Source organism: Nostoc sp. 'Peltigera membranacea cyanobiont' 232 (genome assembly GCF_002245985.1).
Classification (GTDB): domain Bacteria; phylum Cyanobacteriota; class Cyanobacteriia; order Cyanobacteriales; family Nostocaceae; genus Nostoc.
The window spans coordinates 20,333-41,713 of the sequence record NZ_NOLK01000023.1 but is presented as its reverse complement, the minus strand read 5'-3'; the positions used below and the strand labels follow the sequence as shown (position 1 = coordinate 41,713).

At 42.4% G+C, this 21,381-nt stretch carries 18 protein-coding genes and 1 pseudogene; 7 read left to right on the top strand and 12 right to left on the bottom strand.

What is annotated here, in order from left to right:
- Nucleotides 1-222 precede the first annotated feature (222 nt).
- Nucleotides 223-909, bottom strand: coding sequence for a response regulator (locus CDG79_RS10470; protein WP_094342075.1), 687 nt, complete (start codon nucleotides 907-909; stop codon nucleotides 223-225).
- Nucleotides 910-1,251: 342 nt separating this feature from the next.
- Between CDG79_RS10470 and lipA the strand changes: the two genes are divergently transcribed.
- Together lipA and CDG79_RS10460 are read left to right on the top strand one after the other, a co-directional pair.
- Nucleotides 1,252-2,172, top strand: a complete 921-nt coding sequence (gene lipA, locus CDG79_RS10465; RefSeq protein WP_094342074.1) for a lipoyl synthase — start codon at nucleotides 1,252-1,254, stop codon at nucleotides 2,170-2,172.
- Between the two features lie 135 nt (nucleotides 2,173-2,307).
- Nucleotides 2,308-2,457 (top strand): photosystem I protein PsaX, encoded by a 150-nt coding sequence (locus CDG79_RS10460; RefSeq protein ID WP_094328289.1) that lies wholly within the window; start codon nucleotides 2,308-2,310, stop codon nucleotides 2,455-2,457.
- A 21-nt stretch (nucleotides 2,458-2,478) separates the two neighbouring features.
- Here the strand turns inward: CDG79_RS10460 and CDG79_RS10455 are convergent, their stop codons facing one another.
- Entirely contained in the window at nucleotides 2,479-3,345 is an 867-nt protein-coding gene (locus CDG79_RS10455) for a branched-chain amino acid ABC transporter permease (protein ID WP_094328288.1), read from the bottom strand.
- Between the two features lie 207 nt (nucleotides 3,346-3,552).
- On the opposite strand from CDG79_RS10455, the gene hrmK reads away from it, so the two are divergent.
- Nucleotides 3,553-5,382 carry a hybrid histidine kinase/response regulator HrmK gene (gene hrmK, locus CDG79_RS10450; RefSeq protein ID WP_094342073.1) on the top strand — a complete coding sequence of 610 codons (1,830 nt, stop codon included), beginning with the start codon at nucleotides 3,553-3,555 and terminating at the stop codon, nucleotides 5,380-5,382.
- A gap of 114 nt (nucleotides 5,383-5,496) precedes the next feature.
- The gene (gene larE, locus CDG79_RS10445) at nucleotides 5,497-6,324 is read left to right on the top strand and encodes an ATP-dependent sacrificial sulfur transferase LarE (protein WP_189524953.1); all 828 of its coding nucleotides are present in this window, start codon (nucleotides 5,497-5,499) and stop codon (nucleotides 6,322-6,324) included.
- Nucleotides 6,325-6,349: 25 nt separating this feature from the next.
- Here the strand turns inward: larE and CDG79_RS10440 are convergent, their stop codons facing one another.
- Both CDG79_RS10440 and CDG79_RS10435 read right to left on the bottom strand, forming a co-directional pair.
- Nucleotides 6,350-6,712 carry a DUF4864 domain-containing protein gene (locus CDG79_RS10440; protein ID WP_094342071.1) on the bottom strand — a complete coding sequence of 121 codons (363 nt, stop codon included), beginning with the start codon at nucleotides 6,710-6,712 and terminating at the stop codon, nucleotides 6,350-6,352.
- A 63-nt stretch (nucleotides 6,713-6,775) separates the two neighbouring features.
- The gene (locus CDG79_RS10435; RefSeq protein WP_094342070.1) at nucleotides 6,776-7,831 is read right to left on the bottom strand and encodes an SGNH/GDSL hydrolase family protein; all 1,056 of its coding nucleotides are present in this window, start codon (nucleotides 7,829-7,831) and stop codon (nucleotides 6,776-6,778) included.
- 714 nt (nucleotides 7,832-8,545) lie between these two features.
- On the opposite strand from CDG79_RS10435, the gene CDG79_RS10425 reads away from it, so the two are divergent.
- Nucleotides 8,546-8,740, top strand: a complete 195-nt coding sequence (locus CDG79_RS10425) for a hypothetical protein (RefSeq protein ID WP_094342069.1) — start codon at nucleotides 8,546-8,548, stop codon at nucleotides 8,738-8,740.
- Nucleotides 8,741-8,813: 73 nt separating this feature from the next.
- On the opposite strand, the pseudogene CDG79_RS10420 reads toward CDG79_RS10425, so the two are convergent.
- From CDG79_RS10420 to psaA, 6 genes and pseudogenes are all read right to left on the bottom strand, one after another.
- Nucleotides 8,814-9,173 (bottom strand): annotated as a pseudogene (locus tag CDG79_RS10420) (DNA methyltransferase); the annotation flags it as partial.
- A gap of 146 nt (nucleotides 9,174-9,319) precedes the next feature.
- Nucleotides 9,320-9,793: a DUF7689 domain-containing protein gene (locus tag CDG79_RS10410; protein WP_189524950.1), complete on the bottom strand. Its 474-nt coding sequence runs from the start codon at nucleotides 9,791-9,793 to the stop codon at nucleotides 9,320-9,322.
- Nucleotides 9,787-10,098, bottom strand: a complete 312-nt coding sequence (locus CDG79_RS10405; protein ID WP_094342067.1) for a hypothetical protein — start codon at nucleotides 10,096-10,098, stop codon at nucleotides 9,787-9,789. Before CDG79_RS10405 ends, CDG79_RS10410 begins: the two co-directional genes overlap by 7 nt.
- A 40-nt stretch (nucleotides 10,099-10,138) precedes the next feature.
- Nucleotides 10,139-10,903, bottom strand: coding sequence for a hypothetical protein (locus CDG79_RS10400; protein ID WP_094342066.1), 765 nt, complete (start codon nucleotides 10,901-10,903; stop codon nucleotides 10,139-10,141).
- A gap of 138 nt (nucleotides 10,904-11,041) precedes the next feature.
- On the bottom strand, nucleotides 11,042-13,267 hold the full coding sequence (gene psaB / locus CDG79_RS10395; protein ID WP_094342065.1) for a photosystem I core protein PsaB: 2,226 nt from the start codon (nucleotides 13,265-13,267) through the stop codon (nucleotides 11,042-11,044).
- 120 nt (nucleotides 13,268-13,387) lie between these two features.
- Nucleotides 13,388-15,646, bottom strand: a complete 2,259-nt coding sequence (gene psaA, locus CDG79_RS10390) for a photosystem I core protein PsaA (protein WP_094342064.1) — start codon at nucleotides 15,644-15,646, stop codon at nucleotides 13,388-13,390.
- Between the two features lie 534 nt (nucleotides 15,647-16,180).
- On the opposite strand from psaA, the gene CDG79_RS10385 reads away from it, so the two are divergent.
- Nucleotides 16,181-17,785, top strand: a complete 1,605-nt coding sequence (locus CDG79_RS10385; protein WP_094342103.1) for a hypothetical protein — start codon at nucleotides 16,181-16,183, stop codon at nucleotides 17,783-17,785.
- 107 nt (nucleotides 17,786-17,892) lie between these two features.
- On the opposite strand, the gene CDG79_RS10380 is transcribed toward CDG79_RS10385, so the two are convergent.
- Complete coding sequence (locus CDG79_RS10380; RefSeq protein ID WP_094342102.1) at nucleotides 17,893-18,807, bottom strand: glutaminase; 915 nt, start codon at nucleotides 18,805-18,807, stop codon at nucleotides 17,893-17,895.
- Nucleotides 18,808-18,868: 61 nt separating this feature from the next.
- On the opposite strand from CDG79_RS10380, the gene CDG79_RS10375 reads away from it, so the two are divergent.
- Complete coding sequence (locus tag CDG79_RS10375; RefSeq protein WP_094342063.1) at nucleotides 18,869-20,383, top strand: thioredoxin-like domain-containing protein; 1,515 nt, start codon at nucleotides 18,869-18,871, stop codon at nucleotides 20,381-20,383.
- Nucleotides 20,384-20,472: 89 nt separating this feature from the next.
- Here CDG79_RS10375 and CDG79_RS10370 read toward each other — a convergent pair whose 3' ends face one another.
- Nucleotides 20,473-20,973: a DUF4352 domain-containing protein gene (locus CDG79_RS10370; protein ID WP_189524949.1), complete on the bottom strand. Its 501-nt coding sequence runs from the start codon at nucleotides 20,971-20,973 to the stop codon at nucleotides 20,473-20,475.
- Nucleotides 20,974-21,381: the final 408 nt, after the last annotated feature.

Below are 21,381 nucleotides of genomic sequence, written 5' to 3'. Positions count from 1 at the left end.
CTTCTCCTACGAAGACGCTGCGCGAATAGAGAATTCAAAATTCAAAAATTATAAAGGCGCAGATAATTGCTAGTTATTTTTTCCTATTTTTGAATTTTGTTGTCAACGATGATTTGTCAACATAAGTGTTTTTGAACTAACTATTTTTACCCGCTTTTAATCGGACACCCGTTATGAAAAACGGGGTGTTTTCGACTGCGATAATAATAATGAGCACAAATGCTACTTGATTTTTTGTTTAATAAAAGTCACAACTTGAGTTAGCTGTTTCTTCAAGCCATCGATTTCAGCTTGCATTTTGACAATTTTCTCGTTCAAGGCATTAATTTCTGCCTCAGAGACTCCTCCGGTAGTAGGGATTGCGTTGCTTGCCGCCGTAGGCATCGCAGTATTTGCAGCAGTAGGAGTTGCTAACGTCGCGGTGTTTGCGACGCTAGGGGCTGCTACTGTAGCAGTTGCAACACTAGAGGTTGTAACTGTGCTATTTTTAACAGCAACCCCCGCTCCGACTGCGACTAATTCTGGGCGTGGCTGTTTCGCCTTGGTCATCGCTAACTTAATTGCGTTAATTAGTTGCTTTTGATCGAAAGGCTTGCCCAGAAATTCAAAGTATTCAAAGGGTTCTGTGATTTTCTCAGTTACTTCTTCCTTGCGACCAGACATGATCACCAAAGGAATTTTCCTTAATTCCGGATCGGCTTGAACTTTCTGGAAAACCTCCCAGCCACTCATTTTAGGCAACAGGAAATCCAGCATAATCAGGCTGAGTTTTTCCTGAAGGATAAAATTTAGTCCTTCTAAACCGTCTTTTGCTTCCAGTACCTCAAAATTGCCCGGAGGCAACATTTCTCGTACTTTTACCCTGACAACTGTAGTGTCATCGATAACTAAAATCTTGTTGCTTGCCACGACTGTTTGCTCTAACAGAAACTTTAAGTGTAAATAGCGGCTTTGCCGATTGTCCTTGAGAATCCTCCCACTATATACAAAATTTCTAGCAATTGGGGGATAGTATATTTCGGTATAAATGGCATTGTTATAGGTGTTTTATAAAACTCTTGCTTACTGTTTTTTCGATTTATGTCATGGTGATATTTAAGGCTTTAGCTTTGATTTGAGGCATAAAGAAGACGGAGACATGGTGATTTCATTCAGAGGTTCCCGCATTTCCCGTTTGCTGCGTCTATTCTTATCTATCATTTGTTAATTGACACAACATTCCTCTAATATCCGTATCTTGCTTGGATGTCTATGATTTCGTCACAACAAGCTGAACTAAAGTCTGAAATTGCAGCAATGCCTAGTTGGTTACGTCGCCCTATCGGTAAAGCCAGTGAAATCTCTACCGTACAACGCATTATTAAACAGCGCCAAATTCACACGATTTGTGAAGAAGGGCGCTGTCCCAACCGGGGAGAGTGCTATGCCCAAAAAACTGCAACTTTTTTGCTAATGGGGCCTACATGTACACGTTCTTGTGCTTTTTGTCAAGTAGATAAAGGTCATGCACCGATGCCTCTTGATTTAGAGGAACCCCAAAAGGTAGCACAAGCAGTACAGCTTTTGGGATTGCGTTATGTGGTGCTGACTTCTGTTGCCCGTGACGACTTGCCCGATGGAGGCGCAGGGCATTTTGTGGAGACGATCGCGACTATCCGCCAGTTGAACCCAGAAACTCAAATTGAAGTGCTGACCCCTGATTTTTGGGGTGGTGCTGGTGTTGGGGAATCAGGTCAACACCAACGGATAGCGATGATTGTAAGAGCTAAACCAGCGTGTTTCAATCACAATATCGAAACAGTGCGGCGGTTAACTGGGCCAGTACGCCGGGGAGCCAAATACGATCGCTCACTTTCAGTACTAGCTATGATCAAAGAAATCGATTCGACAATTCCCACCAAATCAGGTTTGATGCTGGGACACGGCGAAACACTTGATGAAGTTATTGAAGCAATGGCTGATTTAAGGGCTGTGGAGTGCGATCGCTTGACTATTGGGCAGTATATGCGTCCAACTCTTGAACATCTCCCAGTCCAAAAATATTGGACTCCAGAGGAATTCGATCAACTCGGCAGATTAGCATGGGAAATGGGATTCAACCATGTCCGGTCTGGGCCTCTGGTTCGCAGTTCCTATCATGCTGGAGAGAAGGGAGGAGGGAGTGGGGAGTAGGGAGCAGGGGAAAAACCAATGCCCAATGCCCAATGCCCCATTCCCAAATTTACACAAATATTCTTAAAGAATTTGGGTATTTGGTACGCCAGTTTGGTATTTCTTAGAAAGTCATGACATTAGGAGAATCGGATTATGACCGCTAAAACAACAAAGAATCCTGCAAATTCCCCAGTTGCCGACAGTGGAGCTAAACCTCCCTACCCCTATCGCACAGGCTGGGCAATATTCTTATTAGCTATCAATTTCCTGGTAGCAGCCTGGTATTTCCACATTATTGAATAATTAGAAGTGGAGTGGTGCTGCTCAAATCGTTCCTTTGAATAAACCTTTGGGACGAATGAGCAGCACCAAAATCATGATTAACAGTGCTACACCCTGTTTATACTGTGAACCCAGCCAGGGCGTGCTGATTTCTTGAACGATGCCAATGATAAAAGCTGCTGCGATCGCACCGTAAGGGTTGCCAATCCCCCCAAGAATCACTGAGGCAAATAACGGTAAAATTAAGAACCACCCCATATTGGGACGCACGGCTGTAATTAAACCATACATACTGCCGCCTAATGACGTAAGAGTGCCAGCAATTAGCCAAGTCCAGAAAATTACTCGGTCAACATTGATACCTGAAACCCTAGCTAAGTCTAGATCGTCAGCAACTGCTCGCATCGCCTTACCAATTTTGGTATTTTGCAGCAAGTAATGCAGCCCCAAAATTGCTAGCACCGCTAACCCCAATACCAATAATTGATTTTGCGGCACTTTTAAACCAAAGATGTCTAAAGCTGTGGTAACAGGCAAATTATAATTTTGGTTCTTGCCACCCCAGATCAAAATAATGCCATTGCGAAGAAATAAGGCAAGTCCGATAGAAATAATAATTAGCGTAGTGGAAGTAGCACGGATAGAGCGCATCCTAGACCACAATAACTTTTCCGATAAGAGCATTGCTGCTACTGTTCCTATTGCCGCCAGGATCATTGACAGCCAAATATTAACTCCAATACTATTGATCAGCCAAGTGAGATAGGCTCCTAAAGTCAGAAAGTCACCATGAGCAAAGTTCGATAACCGTAAAATTCCATAAGTAAGAGTGAGTCCGACTGCGGCTAGAGCAATAATGCTTCCTACCGCAATTCCATTGACGATTAGTTGGGCGAATTGTGTATCCATAATTCTTAAGTTGCGTTTTTAAAATTTTAGGTCAGTGGTTCATATAATTATTTTTTTCGACTAGCTGCTAAACTCGACATCATAAGTTATGGTTTATAACAACATAAGTTATGGTTTATAAATAAAAAAGAATTGTCCGCTAATATACATAAAAATCCTCTTTGGATTTTTATGTGAAGCTAAATTTGCTCAGCTGTCTAGTTGACCATGCAGCAGTACTCAAGCTTACCAGACCACAACTCACAGATAGATGCAACGCCAAAACTTTTGACAACCATTCAGCAACTTCGCGCCAAGTTGTGGCTGGAGAGCAGCTTGAACCAGTTGCAAAGTCGCCTTAATCATTACCTGCTTTCTGCTTGTAACACTGTCCTACAGGCAGGAGCCGCAGAAGCAGAAATTCTCCAAACTGTGGTTAACGAAATTGACACTGCTGTGAACAGCAGCAATCTGGTGCTTACAGTTTATGCCGTAGGCATTGCTCTGTTTCAACCACAAGAAACTGTTGCCACAGTTTGTTATGTTTCTCGTTCTCCATCCCCAAACTCACAACCTTTATTTCTGGAAGTGCTGACAGCAGAAAAAAAGCTGCTGTTAAGATTGCAAGAGGTTATAGAAATCGAAGATTTGCAACAGCTTGAGAATCAACAGCCACCGAGTGCTTGGCGGTTAGCTGATGATTCTGGTAGCGTTATGGGCTGGCTAATTATCGCCGCAGCGCCCCTAAGCTCTAATTGCGATCCACTCATAGAATCACAAGCTCAACTCAGATCGGAATTAATGGCCAGGTCTGCCAACTACTGTACAACAGCCTTGTTACAACTTAGATATATCCAATCTTGGCAGCAACAATATCAACAGTTAAGTAACTCTAATCAAGAATTGGAGCGCACCAATCAACTCAAAAATCAGTTTCTGGCAAACACCAGCCACGAAATTCGCACACCACTTGGTTCCATTATTGGGTTTACCCATCTGCTTTTAGCTCCAGGGTATGAACCACCTAAAGAACGTCAGCAAGAGTATTTAAATATTATTCAGTCTAGCGGCAAGCACTTGCTAGCTCTGATTAATGATATTTTGGATCTCTCTAAAATTGAAGCAAATCAGCTAGAGGTACAATGCGAGATAGTAGATGTGCCATTGCTGTGTAGCAATGTTTTGGCAATGGTGAAAGAGAAAGCCGCTAATAAGGGTTTAAAACTCCGTCTAGAAATTGACCCCGATATTACAACCCTAGTAGCTGACTCTTTGCGACTCAAGCAAATGCTGTTGAATTTACTCTTCAATGCCCTAAAGTTCACCAGCAAAGGAAGTGTTGGCTTACAGGTTGTTCCCGAAGGTGTATCTGTACATTTTACAGTTTGGGATACTGGCACTGGCATTTCTCAAGAAGACCAGACTCAACTATTTGAACCCTATTTCCAAATTGCCAAGGCTGTCGCTGGTGGTGCTGAAGGTACTGGTTTAGGTTTAGCAGTGACTCGGAAACTCGCCCAAATTCACGGTGGTTCTGTGGAAGTGAAATCTGAAGTAGGTGCCGGCTCCCGTTTTACCCTCAGACTTCCCTTTAAACAAGAGGCGGGAGTGGTAAGAGATGAGGGAGATGAGGCAGGTAAAGAGGCAAAATCTTCTTCATCTCCTCTGCCTTCGAGCCTTAGTTCCTCCATAGATATTTTACTGGTAGAAAATGACTTACCCAACGCTGATTTGATGCAAATTTATCTACAAAAATTGGGATATCGGGTCACTTGGGTCAAGAATGCTGCCGAAATGTGGGAAGCTCTAACACAGCTAGACCCAGCAGTGATTTTAATGGATGTTTTTCTGGCAGATGAAAATGGTCTTAACTTGGTGCAACAACTGCGAGAAAATCAGCAATATCGCACGATTCCGGTAATTGTTCAAACAGCAATGGCGATGAAAGGCGATCGCGAAACCTGTCTAGCAGCTGGAGTAAATGACTATATTTCTAAACCGATTGATTTACCACTTTTAGCCAGTCTGGTAGCCAAGTACAGCAACCCGCCAATATAGGGGAAGGGAGAGAAGAGGCAGGGAGCAGGGAGACAAGGAAGGGGAATAAGCAATGACCAATGACTACAATAGAAATTGTTGGGTGCTATAGGGTTTAGGCAGGATTGGGAAATGATGCTGACAGAAAAATTTGAGCAATTAAAAGCCTTATTTCAAGAGATGGAGCAGGCATTGATTGCCTACTCTGGAGGCGTTGATAGCACCTTGGTTGCCAAAATTGCTTATGATGCCTTGGGCGATCGCGCTCTAGCTGTTACGGCTGTTTCTCCTTCGCTGTTGCCAGAAGAGTTGGAAGATGCCAAAATTCAAGCTGCAACTATTGGGATTCCTCATCAAATCGTCCAGACTCACGAGATGGAAAATCCCAATTACACTTCTAACCCGGTTAATCGCTGTTATTTTTGCAAAAGTGAGTTGCACGACACTCTCAAACCTTTAGCTTTGCAGTTGGGTTATCCCTACGTAGTAGATGGGGTAAATGCCGATGATTTGCATGATTATCGCCCAGGAATTCAGGCGGCAAAAGAAAGAGGGGCGCGATCGCCTTTAGCAGAAGTGGGTGTCACCAAAGTTGAAGTCCGCCAACTTTCGCAACAACTCGGTTTACCTTGGTGGGATAAACCCGCTCAACCTTGCCTCAGTTCCCGCTTTCCTTATGGTGAGGAGATTACTGTCGCTAAGTTACAACGAGTTGGTAGAGGAGAAATTTTCTTAAGAAAGCTGGGTTGGCAGAATTTGCGCGTGCGATCGGAAGGGGATACAGCACGCATTGAATTATCACCAGAACAAATTAAAGATTTTGTGTTAACGACAGATTTGCAGAAAGTAGTTTCTGCATTTCAGGATTTCGGATTTCTTTACGTAACCCTGGATTTGGAAGGTTATCGCAGTGGTAAGTTAAATCAGATTTTAAATCGGGAAGCTTTGGGGGTTAAAGCATAAAATTTTTCCTGTATGGAAATAGAATTTATATTTCTTTACCTTCTATAGAAACTAGAAAGCAACCGTTAATCTTCCAGGTATTATCCGGCTGTTTTTCCATAAAATATAAAGCTCTTAAAGGAACTCCATTAGGAGAAAGTAGTAGCACTGGCTGAGTTATGTTTCCCTGGATGGCTGTTATCTTCTCAAAAAAGACAGAACGAGGACGGTATACTGCTGGGTAGCTTATCTTCACCATCTGCATAAAATTTTCTGGTGTGCCAAATTGCGCCTGAATTCCCGGACTGGCGAAGGCAAAAGCGCCTTCGGCATCATCCTTTTTAAAGGCTGCCAATTGGTGTTCAATTAGAGAACGGATGGTGATGGCATCGTTGTCAGTAACTTCCATAAGTATAAAAAATTGCGTAGGCGCAGCCCATCGTAGACATCACCTCAAACATAGAGCGATCGCTCAATCTTCACGCTGAGTCAACTTGTATTCTATCTGCTGTAGTGCCGAGCGCCACACATCATAACCCTCTTGGGACAGATGTAAACCGTCTGTGGTCAACTCTGGGCGCATATTGCCTTCCAGATCCGTAAACCAGCTATAAATATTTAAATAATTAGCGCCTTCTTGTTTGGCAATCTGGGCAAGTTGGGTGTTTATGTGACGAATGCGGCTATTGGAAAGTTTTGGTAGGCGAGTAGGCAAAATTGATTGGACAATGATTTGAGTCTTCGGGTGAGCCTCCCGTAAACGACGGACAATCCGGCGATAATTACGCAAAATTGTGTCATCACTAGCGCCTTTTCGTAAGTCGTTAATCCCAGCCATGACATAAATCACATCCGGCCGGGTTGCCGAAAATGCCCCCAATCTTTTTAAAACTCCACTAGAAGTATCTCCAGAAATGCCTTGATTGAGCCACAATTTCCCCGTGGGCAATTTTTCTCTAGGAAACCACATGCTCAAAGAATCACCAACTAAGATACTTAGATGATTTGCACCTTGACCTTGAGCGATCGCTCTAGCTTCTAAAGTTAATAAACTTTTCCAGTCATCATAAGTTAGTTGACGCTTCCCGATCGACTCCCACAAAGATTGCAAATTATCATTATCTACGCGCGTATAAATCTGACCTGTTTTCAGAGCCGCCAATCTTTGGTAGTAAAGTTGATTACCAGATGTCAATGAAATCCCAGCTGCTTGAGCGCTGGGTTTGACTAATGATTCTGTTTGGGCTGGTAATCCCTCACTACTGAGTTCGGGTATGCTAGTGACGTTTTTCTCACCTGCTATTGGCTGCGAATTTTTTAGGGGTTGAAACGCTTGCCCACTGAGTTCTAGTAAGGAGAGATCAACGCTGGGGATGATTTGTCTACTTACTATTGTCTGCGAGCCTTGTTTTAAATCCCACAGGAATCTAGAACTTTCTGGTAGGACAATTGACAAATGTGGAAGAGCCGATGCTGGTATTGCTAATCCTGTTAACAAGCCTGCTGCCAACAGATAAGGATCCCTCATCGCTTTGTCTCTCCTCTACTCACTGCTTTTCCCTATCACATCATTAGTTGTCTGTATTCAGGAAAATTTTACTTAGGTTAAGTTATTATTCTTATTTACACTGTATAGTTCTGTAAAGCGTGTTGAGGAGATTATCTTAGACAATTTACGATCTCTTTAAAGTAGGGTTTTTTCGGTGCTATACAAGTCTTATTTGTGAGAATACTTCTACTGAAAGTACTATTTTCAAAAGTAGACCATTTTTTATAACTCAGTGGCAACAAATCTTGAAAGTGAGTGTAAACTTGGCGATTAGTTGATATCATACGATAAGGTGCGCTTAATCAGCAAGCAAAAGGTTAGTTATACTGAGATTCTGAGAATTTACCCAAAAAAAGGTTAGACGCTCAAATTGATTTGGGATAACTCTGGAGTCATCTACAGCACGGTCAAACAGTATACACGTTACACTGATATGACAAAAGTTAAATTTATTTTCATTCAAAAGTTGGCTCCTAACTTTGATGTGATGATTAAAGGAGTTTGATACAGATAGTCTAGGAGTAGAATAATTTTCTGTACTTCTGTTGTAGTTCTGTATATATAATTTCAAGTTTATGTTTACTCATAGAAGTATGAGTTGAAATACATTTAAATTAAGTTTTAACTATAGAAAATAACTTCATTAGAAGTGCTAAGATTTAGGTTTAATCATTAGTGCTTTCCTTTTATTCCGTGGCTAGAGCTAGTACAGCGATTGGTGTCAGTCCGATTATTAAGGAGATTGTGCAGAAACAGGCACATTCGACACGTTTAACACTGAAAGAAGTGATTCTTATGGGAATGTTAGCTATTGATAAACTAGACGATCGAGGTCGTCAAGAGCTAGCCGATCGAGTTCATCAAATGCAGGTGAATGGAGAAATTTAAGTGAGTAGTTACAAGTTACGAGTCATAAGCTATAAATTTTAACTCCTCACTCCTGAACCTTCACCTAGTTTGGTTATTGGCTAAACCGATAACGACTTCCCATTACATAATTCTCATTAATTTCAAAAGATATCCATCGACGTTGCAGAGTTTCAGCAACAAACCCAGTTGTATTAGAATCTGCAAATGGATTTAATACCATATCACCTTCATCAGTTAAGAATTTGATGAAGAACTCGGCGAACCCTTGAGGAAAACGCGCTGGATGTGGTCTAATTTCTGGTCTTTTGCAGCGTCGTAAATAAGCACTATTAGATTCAGTATTCGCAATTTCTAGTAAATTTGGCGGAATTGCACCTTGGTTATCTTTTTGAAATTTATCAGAAATATCATGTCCACTAGGACGTATTTTTGCTTGATAGGCATTTTTGACTTTGCATACCTTGATGCACCGTTTACCATGACATATATATATTTGGGCTTTCCGTAATGCGCTCTTGCAAGTTTTTCATGGTTGGGCTTAGGCGTAGACATCGCACTTTTGGTTAGCCTGATAATTAGATTAGTGCTGAATATTTTCTAGACTGAAATTGACTTTTTCATAATACAGGCAACCTCACCATAACCAGGATTCCCAGTTAGCCCTTGTAAATTATTATGCTCTATATCTTCTAGAGATCCAAGCTTACTTGTCCATTTACCAGTCGGTAATTGTCTAGCAACGTGAGTTGGTACTTTATTGAAATTAGTATATATTGCTATTCTTTGAAATCCCTCTTCTAAAGCATCACCTTCACAAACTTCATAACCAAGTGTTTCAAATGCCTGTTGAAAAGCCTCCATAGTTTCCTCTCTGGGAATACTCAATGGCCAATAAAATTGATGTTGAATATCTGGCCACCACCATGTTTCATCATCCTCTGCTGCCCAAGCAACACAGTTGTAATCAATTGTATCTGGACTGGTAAGTTTGTATCCATAGACAATGAGGTTAGGATAATCACGCTCAATTTTTTCTCTGACAAACTTAACCCAAGCGTTATTACCTACCACCTGTAGCCTCTTTGCTTACCCCATTCCAGCCAAGCTTTAGTCATTTCCTTTACTTTTCCCCTATATTCTTGAGGTACAGGATCTTCTCTACTGATGGATTTTAATGCCCAAAACCAGTGTCCAGATTTCTTTTCCAGTTCCCTAAGTAAAAGTGGGATTACAGGTTTTCCCATCCCGATAATTTGTTGATATGCAGGGTGCATCGACATTTGGTTGGTAGATGATATCCCAAAAGTTTCTTCACGCCATTGCTTAACAAGCGCTGTAAACGTAGCTTCTATTTCTGAGATTCGCAATTCTTCCATATTGCTGCTTATAACTAAGTTAATTTTAGGCGATCGCAGTCTACCTTTTGTATTTAGACAAAAAGCTCAAAAATTCTTCTACTACTGCCCTTGGTTGGTTGTAGCATTTCTCCGCAGGGTAGTGTTCAACGCAAAGAATTCCTGACTTTTTAAACCAAGCATCCTTTTCTTTATCCTTTTCATACCGATCTGGGTGAAAAGAAATCTCTAATATTCCGAATGTTCCGTCTAAACACACTAAAAAATCTACTTCTCGGTGATCTTCATAAATATTACCTGTTTCATGTCTGACAGCTAGAGGTAGTGGAAAGAATAAAACACTTTTCATTTCTAACTCTTGTGCAATTCTAATTTCAGACTGCGACGCAAATTTCATCTCATTGTAAATGATCGGCTCTCTACCTTTTCGAGCAAAAGCTTTCTCTGTAATAAGTCCTTGATTCAACTCTTTTGATTTGGCTATTAGAAATTTAATAGTCTTCTGCCAATTCTCTTCTACCTCTAGTAACTTAACTTTGTAGTAGATGGGAAATTTAGCCATATCATTCCAAATATGACCAGCAGCAATGGATACAAAATAATGTCTCAAAGTTTGTTGAATTTCGTCACTATTTGAGACTATTAACCTGAGATTAAGTGGCAAATATATTATAAGACCTGAAATATCCCTATCATATTGATACCATTCAACATCAAATTCTAATTCAGCATCAACAATAATTGCTGCATAGTCGTTCCAGTAATCATTAATTAAAGCTTGAACCCAAGTTCGATGTAATTTTTCTAACAATTCCGAATCTTGCATCAGAAAATATTTCAAAACATACAATTTAATACATACTATATCCCTAGCCTCATCCAGTTACAAAATTGATTTCAAAAAAAATCCCCCACCATTGCGGCAGGGGATTTTTATTACTTATCTACAAAACTAGCAGTCGAATTAACCGAACTTACCAGCAGTAGAAGCAATCAAGAATGCGGCGTAAGTCACGATGTAGCCAACTGTGAAGTGAGCTAGACCAACTACACGAGCTTGAACGATGGACAGAGCAACGGGCTTGTCTTTCCAGCGAACTAGGTTAGCTAGAGGAGTGCGTTCGTGTGCCCAAACAAGAGTTTCAATCAACTCTTGCCAGTAACCTCTCCAGGAGATTAAGAACATGAAGCCAGTAGCCCAAACTAGGTGTCCAAACAAGAACATCCAAGCCCAGACAGACAGGTTATTCACGCCGTAAGGGTTGTAACCGTTAATCAACTGAGCAGAGTTAGCCCAGAGGTAATCGCGGAACCAGCCCATGAGATATGTAGAGTTCTCATTGAACTGAGCTACGTTGCCTTGCCAAATACCTAGATGTTTCCAATGCCAGTAGAAGGTCAACCAACCGATGGTGTTGAGCATCCAGAAGGTAGCTAGGTAGAAGGAATCCCAAGCTGAGATGTCGCAAGTACCGCCACGACCGGGGCCGTCGCAAGGGAAGGCATAGCCGAAGTCCTTTTTATCGGGCATCAGCTTAGAACCACGGGCATCCAAAGCACCTTTGACCAAGATCAAGGTGGTGGTGTGCAGACCTAGAGCGATCGCATGGTGTACCAAGAAGTCGCCAGGGCCAATGGTCAAGAAGAGGGAGTTAGTACCAGCATTGATGGCATCTAACCAGCCTGGAAGCCAAACGTTAGCGTAGTTAGGCCATGCTGTGTAAGCAATACTATCTGAGTTAGATAGCAAAGTATCTAAACCGTACAGTACTTTACCATTTGCAGCTTGGACGAATTGAGCAAATACTGGCTCAATCAAGATTTGCTTTTCAGGAGTACCGAAAGCAACCACTACGTCGTTGTGTACGTACAGACCAAGGGTGTGGAAGCCTAAGAAAAGTGATACCCAGCTGAGGTGGGAAATAATCGCTTCTTTGTGCTTCAATACGCGGTCAAGTACGTTGCCTTTATTTTGTTCTGGATCGTAATCACGTACCCAGAAAATTGCTCCGTGAGCAAAAGCACCAAGCATCAGGAATCCAGCAATATACTGGTGATGCGTGTACAACGCTGCCTGGGTTGTATAGTCCTTCGCAATGAATGCGTAGGAAGGCATGGAGTACATGTGCTGTGCGACCAAGGAGGTTACAACACCTAGCGCTGCTAAGTGCCAACCCAATTGGAAGTGCAGGGAGTTGTTGTAGGTGTCGTAAATACCTTGGTGAGGTAGGTTAAACGGCCCTTCAACTGGAATGCCAAAGAAACTCTTGGCATTCAATGCTTCCTTGAGACTGTGACCAATCCCAAAGTTTGTCCGGTACATGTGACCGGCAACGATGAATAAAACTGCGATCGCTAGGTGGTGATGAGCTATGTCAGTCAGCCACAAAGCTTCTGTCTGGGGATGGAAACCACCCAAGAAACTCAGAATTGCAGTTCCTGCACCTTGCGATGTCCCGAAGATATGTCCAGGAGTGTCAGGGTTTTGAGAGTAAACACCCCAGTTGCCTGTAAAGAATGGTGTCAAACCGGCTGGATGGGGTGGGGTATTCAAGAAGTTATCCCAACCTACGTGCTGACCGCGAGCTTCGGGGACAGCAACGTGAATTAAGTGACCAGCCCATGCCAATGAACTAACACCAAACAAACCTGCTAAGTGGTGGTTTAGGCGGTGTTCAGCGCTCTTAAACCATGCCAAGCTAGGACGGTACTTGGGTTGCAAGTGCAGCCAACCAGCAAACAGTAATACAGCAGCGAATACCAGCAAGAACACTGAACCGTTGTACAGTTCGCCGTTATTCCGCATACCGATGGTATACCACCAATGGTAGAGACCAGAGTAGGTAATGTTTACCGGATTGCTAGCGCCCGCTTGGGTAAAAGCTTCGATCGCTGGTTTACCGAAGTGGGGATCCCAAATCGCATGGGCGATGGGACGGATGTGAAGGGGATCTTTAATCCACTGTTCAAAGTTACCTTGCCAGGCCACGTGGAACAGGAGGCTGGATGCCCACAGGAAGATGATTGCCAAGTGACCGAAGTGAGTTGCGAAAATCTTTTGGTAAAGATTTTCTTCCGTCATGCCATCATGGGTTTCAAAATCGTTGCCTGTAGCGATCGCATACCATATCCGACGAGTCGTCGGATCCTGTGCGAGATCCTGGCTAAATTTTGGAAATTTTGTCGCCATAGGTTTAATAAATCCTCTGACCTTTAGCCATCAAATATCAGCGTCTAGAGTCCTGAGTTCTGAGTCCTGAGTTCTGAGTTTTGACTCAGCACTCAGTCCTCAGCACTCAATAACTGATTGCTACCCTACTGAAAGGATGTGTGCATGGAAGAATGCCCAAGTGGTGGCAATTCCTCCCAAGAGGTAGTGAGCTACCCCTACAGCCCGACCCTGAATAATGCTCAGAGCCCGAGGCTGGATTGCTGGTGCTACCTTCAGTTTATTATGCGCCCAAACTATGGACTCAATTAGTTCTTGCCAGTAGCCGCGACCACTGAACAGGAACATCAAGCTGAATGCCCAGACAAAGTGAGCGCCTAAGAAGAGTAGACCATAAGCAGATAGCGCGCTGCCATAGGAATTGATGACTTGTGTAGCTTGTGCCCACAAGAAGTCTCGTAACCAACCGTTGATGGTAATAGCACTTTGGGCAAAGTTACCACCAGTGATGTGAGTTACAGTCCCATCTGCATCTACGGTTCCCCAAACATCTGATTGCATCTTCCAGCTGAAGTGGAAAATTACAATCGATATGGAGTTGTACATCCAAAAAAGTCCGAGGAATACGTGATCCCAACCAGAGACTTGACAGGTACCGCCACGACCAGGGCCGTCGCAAGGGAAGCGGAAGCCCAAGTTTGCCTTGTCTGGAATCAGACGAGAGCTACGGGCATACAGCACACCTTTGAGCAGAATTAGGACGGTGACGTGAATGGTGAAAGCGTGAATGTGGTGAATTAGGAAGTCCGCTGTGCCCAAAACAATGGGTGCAGCTGCCACTTTACCGCCAACAGCCAAGACACCACCGCCAAAGACATAGCTAACTGGTTCTAGGGCATTAGGTGCAGTTGTACCAGGAGCCAAGGCGTGGATATTTTGTATCCACTGGGCAAATACTGGCTGCAATTGAATCCCTGTATCAGAGAACAAGTCTTGAGGACGACCCAATGCACGCATTGTGTCGTTGTGGATGTAAAGTCCAAAGCTATGGAAGCCGAGGAAAATACACACCCAGTTCAGGTGAGAAATAATCGCGTCACGGTGACGAATCACCCGATCCAGAACGTTGTTTTGGTTCACGACTGGATCGTAATCCCGCACCATGAAGATAGCAGCGTGAGCCGCTCCACCAACAATCAAGAAGCCACCGATCCACATGTGGTGTGTGAATATGCACAACTGCGTAGCGTAATCAGTTGCCAAGTATGGATAGGGGGGCATCGCGTACATGTGATGCGCGATGATGATGGTCAGCGAACCCAAGAAGGCCAGGTTAGTAGCCAACTGAGCGTGCCAAGATGTGGTCAGGTTTTCGTAGAGACCTTTGTGACCTTCACCGGTGAAAGGGCCTTTATGGTTTTCTAGGATCTCTTTAATGCTGTGACCAATACCCCAGTTGGTACGGTATTGATGACCAGCAACGATAAAGAGAACTGCGATCGCTAAATGGTGATGAGCAATATCACTCATCCACAAGCCACCAGTTACTGGGTTCAGACCGCCCTTGAAGGTTAGGAAGTCAGCATACTGACCCCAATTCAAGGTGAAGAAAGGTGCTAAACCAGCAGCAAAGCTGGGATACAACTCGGTCAACAAGTCTTTGTTCAAGATGAACTCGTGGGGCAAGGGGATGTCTTTGAGAGCAACGCCTGCATCCAAAAGCTTGTTGGTCGGTGCGGACACGTGGATTAAGTGACCTGCCCATCCCAAGGAACCACAACCTAGCAATACTTGCAAGTGGTGATTCAGCATCGACTCCACATTCTGGAACCATTCCAGTTTAGGAGCGCGTTTGTGGTAGTGGAACCAGCCAGCAAATAGGAATAAGCCTGCTAATACCAAGCCACCGATCGCAGTGCAGTAAAGCTGGAAGGAGTTTGTAATCCCCCAACCACGCCATACTTGGAACAAACCGGAGGTGATTTGAATGCCGTGGAAACCACCGCCAACATCACCGTTTAAAATGTCTTGTCCGACAATAGGCCAAACGACTTGAGCGCTAGGCTTAACGTTTAACGGGTCACTTAGCCAAGCTTCGTAGTTAGAAAACTTCGCGCCGTGGAAAATCATCCCGCTCAACCAGATTGTCACTACGGCTAGGTGGCCGAAGTGGGCTGAGAATATCTTGCGGGATATATCTTCTAAATCGCTTGTATGTGTATCGAAATCATGGGCGAGTGCGTGTAGGTTCCAAATCCATGTGGTGGTTTTGGGACCTCTGGCTAAGGATCTGTCAAAGTGTCCAGGTTGCGCCCATCTCTCGAATGAGGTTGGAACTGGATCGTTATCGACGATTACTCTTGCCTTTTTTTCCTCTCGCTCCGGAGGACTTATTGTCATTTGACCTCCTCTCTTGATAAGGAATGAGGAATCATGAATACCACAATGTGAACCATTACCGCATACTCAGAATTTCACTGAAGCCGCGATGAAGACCCTATGTGGAGAGTTGTTTCTCGTTGAATTATAGAGTCTTCACCGGCACTTTGTTAGAGATATTTTAACAATAATTCAAACTTGGTCAAATATTGCTGAAATTACTGCGTTATCTGCCTTTTAACTTCAAACTATTTGTCTAAAAGTCAATAGATTAACCATTTTAATTTACAAAGAATAACAATTCGTAAGTTTTATGATTTTGCTGTAGGCACTTGGAGTTTCAGCTTTTACTACTACATGAACATTTGTGTCATATTTCCATTGTTGCAAGTAAAAAGCTGTAGAAAATATGACTTATTTGAAAATTTACTGAAATAGACAGAGGATAAATTAGGGGATGTGAAGTAGATTTCATCTTTTGGGCTATAGTTCCAGATGGACAGTTTGAGCGAAAATAATCTGTCCATTGTCGAAGACTATCACTGGGTGCAACGCATGAACTCGTGGCAGAAAAGGGTGTTAGAGAAGCTCCTCCCTGAGAGGTTCCCGATTCTTAGGTGGATAATCACATTGGTGCTGGTATTAAGCTTGATCGGTTGTGGTGAGAAAGCCGATAGCCAGGAAGTATCTACCGTATATAGAGAAAACTCTCCACAAATTTCTCAAATTTCAAAGCAATTTTCCGAAGTTTCCCCACCATCTGTTATCCAAGCACTGCGTCCAAGTTTGGAAGTTTATCAACCACAAGTGGCAATTGTGACTCCTAGACCTGATGAAGTTTTCCAAAATAACAAAGTTACAGCTAGTTTTCAGGTTAAGGATCTACCGATATTTAAAGACCCACAATTACAACTGGGGCCACATCTCCATGTAATTCTGGATAATCAACCTTATATTCCTGTTTACGACCTGAATCAACCCTTGGTTTTGCCAGAGTTGTCTCCAGGTACTCATACTCTGCGCGTCTTTGCCTCTCGTCCTTGGCATGAAAGCTTTAAGAATGAAGGCGCTTATGCCCAGACAACATTTCACGTCTTTACCAAAACCGACGACAATAACCCAGATCCCAAGTTACCCCTATTAACTTACAGCCGTCCTCAAAGTAGCTACGGGGCAGAGCCAATCTTACTGGATTTTTATCTAACTAACGCTCCCCTACACCTCGCCCTGAAGGAAAACACTAACGAAGGATTTAGTGATTGGCGCATCCGCGTCACAATTAATGGTGAAAGCTTTGTTTTCGATCGCTGGCAAGCAGTCTATCTTAAAGGCTTCCAAACTGGTAAAAACTGGATAAAGCTAGAATTTCTCGATAATCAGGGAAATCCTCTCAAAAATGCCTTTAATACCACAGTCAGAGTGATTGACTTCCAGCCAAAGGGTAAAGATACTTTGTCGAAAATTGTGAGAGGAGAACTCACAGCAGATGAAGTGCGCGGCATTGTAGACCAGAATTATAAACTCACACCTACGCCTTCTGTTGAAAAAACACCCCAAATACAACCGAAGGTAGAAAAACAGCCCATTCCTGAAACTGAAGTTCCGAAAAAATCTAAAACACAGCTAGAAGAACCAAAGTTGGAAGTTCCAACGGCTGTACCATCTCCTACCTTATCCCCGACACCATCAGAAATAATTACGCCAACGGTAACGCCGACTCCTGAATCAACGCCGCTACCTGAAAAAGTTGCGCCTCAACCAACTAAACCTAAAGTTGACGGATTTTTTAACCGTCGGGCGGGTAAGACACCTACTCCACGAGTAACAGTTGAACCATCTCCGAGTTTGCCACCCACACTACCAGAGATTATTGAGCCTCCAGCACCAGAAATAATTACGCCAACACCAGAACCACAGCCAGAGGTAAAACCAACTCTTGAATCAACGCCATTATCCGAAAAAGTTCCGCCTCAGCCAACAAAATCTAGATTCGGCGGATTTTTCCAGCGTCGAACGAGCAAGACACCTACTCCAGAAGTAACGGTTGCGCCATCTCCGAGTTTGCCACCCACGCTGCCAAAGATTATTGAGTCTCCTGCACCAGAACTACAGCCAGAGGTAACACCAACTGCTGAAGAATCAACGCCGTTACTTAAATAACACCTTGTAGGGCGATTCATGAATTGCCCCTACTTGAAATCAGGGTTTTGGCTAAATTCTTGTATAAGTGCTACTAAAATAAACGCTCTAAAGCAGAAAAACCGGAATTAACCAAAGACACTCAACTGTAATTCTTGTGCCAAAACCTCGACAAATGCGATCGCACCTACAGGATTTCCGATATTATCTAACCCAGGACTGTAGCAAGCGATCGCTCCCTCACCTGGTACTATTGCTATAAGTCCACCACCAATACCTGATTTCATCGGTAGACCAATTCTGACTGCAAACTCCGCAGAAGCTTCATAAAGTCCACAAATTGACATTACAGCGTTGACAATTCGGCGATTTTGTGATTTTAATAAGCTATTTTCAAAAGCTAGGATTTTTCCTAACAGGGCTAAATCTTCAACTCGCCCAGAAATACAGCATATTTGATTATAGGTGTCAAGTGCTGTTTCAAGATTTTCTAGATAACCTGTTTCGGCAAGATAATTTGCGATCGCTTGATTAGCTGTTGAATGTGTTAATCGCACAGAAGCCAGCATCACCTCATCTAAATATAGTTGGCAACCTGCTAATTGGTTGAGCCATTGACAAAGTAAAAGAGTGCGTTGGATAGCATCGTTTCCTGGTAACTTATCAGCGAGAGTGATTGCCCCACTATTAATCATCGGGTTGCGGGGGCGGCCGCGATCGCTAACTAATTGTTCTAAAGAATTGAAGGTTGCATCCGATGGTTCCACGCCAACCCAGCCAAAAACCGTTTCTATGCCAAAATTTTCTAGCAGATAAAGGAAAGAAAACGCCTTAATCACGCTCATTAGCGGGAAAATACAAGCTGTATCCCCAAAGCTGATAGTTTTGCCCGATTTACAGCATATATGGACTGCAAACCAACTAGGATAAGCTTTAGCTAATTGCGGAATGCGATCGATAACTCGTCCCTGTTTAGCCTGAATTTTAGCTTGTTCTACCCAAGCTAATAACTCCGTAGTAGTTAATTTTTCAAGTCCTTTCACAACAGATACACCCAGATTCAATTATTAATTACGAATTACGAACTACGAATTACGAATTATTATGCTTCCCCGTGTTAGAGCGCCAGAATTACCACAAAATTACTCTTGGTTCAATACCGACAAACCCTTGTCTCTTAAACAACTCAAGGGTAGAGTCATAATTTTAGACTTTTGGACATACTGCTGTATAAATTGTCTGCATATCCTGCCAAACCTAAAATATTTAGAACAAAAATATAAAGATAGCCTTACCGTTATCGGCATCCATTCTGCCAAATTTGACAACGAGAAGGAAACAGAAAATATCCGCCAAGCTATCCTGCGCTACGACATCGAACATTCAGTTGTCGTTGACAGAGATTTTCGGATTTGGGAAGAGTATGCTGTGCGTGCTTGGCCTACATTAATAATTATTGATCCAGAAGGTTACGTGATTGGCCAGATTTCTGGTGAAGGAAACCGTGACACTTTAGACGAGTTGATTCAAAAGTTAATTCAGCAACACCAAAATAAAGGCACAATTAATTTTCAAGAAATCAGCTTGACTTTAGAAAAACAACGCCAACCATTAATCACACCTCTAGCTTTTCCTGGTAAAGTTCTAGCTACTCCAACAGGTTTATTCATTGCTGACTCTGGACATCATCGCCTCGTTGTGAGTAGCTTTGATGGAGAAATTCTACATTTAATTGGTACTGGAAAATCCGGCTTAACCGATGGTGCTTTTAGCGAAGCGCAATTTTTTGCACCACAGGGAATGGCTTATGATGCCGAAAATCAGATTCTTTATGTTGCTGATACAGAAAATCATACCCTGCGGCGAGTTGATTTAAAGCGCCAATTAGTGGAAGCGATCGCAGGAACTGGTAAACAAAGCCACAATATCAATCCTCATAGCGGTGCTGGTTTAGAAACCGCGCTAAATTCCCCTTGGGATTTAGTGAAAGTGGGAAATACTTTATTTATTGCAATGGCTGGGCCTCATCAAATTTGGGAAATGGATTTAGAAAGTGGCATCATTAAAACTTATGCTGGTATTGGTACAGAAGCGTGTATTGATGGTTCGCTTGGTGAATCTGCTTTTGCTCAACCTAGCGGTATTACTAATAATGGGCAAGAATTATATATTGCTGACAGTGAAGTTAGTTCAATTCGCGGTGTTGGGATTTTAGAACCTTATCAAGTGCGAACTGTTTGCGGTAGTGGCGGTTTATTTGGTTTCGGCGATGTCGATGGACAAGGTGAAGATGTTCGTTTGCAGCACTCTTTAGGAGTAGAATATGCTGAGAATTTTCTGTGGGTGGCGGATACATATAATCATAAAATTAAATTAGTTAGTCTTAGTGGTAATTGTCAAACAGTTTTGGGAGATGGTTTTGCGGGTTTACAAAATGGACAAGGTAAGAATAGCCGATTTTTTGAACCTTCGGGATTGAGCATTTTAAGTTCACATTTATATATTGCTGATACTAATAACCATGCTATTCGTTGCGTAGATTTGAATACGTTTGAGGTGACAACGCTGGAATTTCCTGGTTTGTGTGCGCCAGATGTTTGTATTCCATCTACTTTATAGAATGATAACCTCACGCAAAGGTGCAGAGAAAAACTTTCTGCCTTTGCGTGAGATTTAAAAGAGAACAAATTAAATAGTGCTATTGCTGGTTAAAGTTTGAAAGGGATGGATTCGAGATTCTTATCGGAAATTAAAAATTTATCTGCCTTGATACCTTTAGGAGTGTCAAATAGGAAATTTACAGAACGAGCTTCACCTTGAGAGAAAGGTTTACTTAGCAAATTAGTATCATATTTGAATTCCATCTCTTTAATATCATATTTGTTGCCTTTTGAGTCAACTAATTTCGATAATCCAATAAGGAACCATGCATCATCCTCTCGTTGTCTTTTGCCACTTGTGTTTTTAACGGTTACAGAAACCACTGTCCAAACTTCAGCTGCTTCGTATGTCCTGTACTTACCTTGAATTTTCTGTCCTGCATATTTAACGCCTGTGACGTTAACTTCCCAACCTTTTTGATTAACTTTACCGCTAACTGCTTTTGAAACTGGTTCAATGTTAGTAGTATCGGCGGCATTTGCTTGAGATGACGAAGGCTCTAATTTAGCTTGTTGCGAATATGTACAGGCAGAAATGATAAGTAACAATGCTGCAATAGATAAGTATTTAAATTTATTTATGGTTGCACTCTGGTTGTATATCCAAACCTCTTTAACCCTTTTGAGAGGTTCGTTATTATAATTCCCAAAAATTGACCAATGTTAATATCTGATAAAATTTCATAAGCTGAACTACCTCTAATTTTTGAGAAGAAGCCAAGCCAATCAAAGGTTACAGGCAAACTATAGCAATTCTATTTGATTTGCAAACATCCAGAGACTCAGATCCCCGACTTCTTAAAGAAGTCGGGGATCTTTTTGTTCGTAACTTATTTAGGATTCCTATATAAACTATCTTTAGCGACTGCAATATCAGTATTATCACTGAATTGATGTTAATAACTGCGGATTAAAATAGTTGATTAGTTTAAATTATCATGCAGACACTTCCTAATT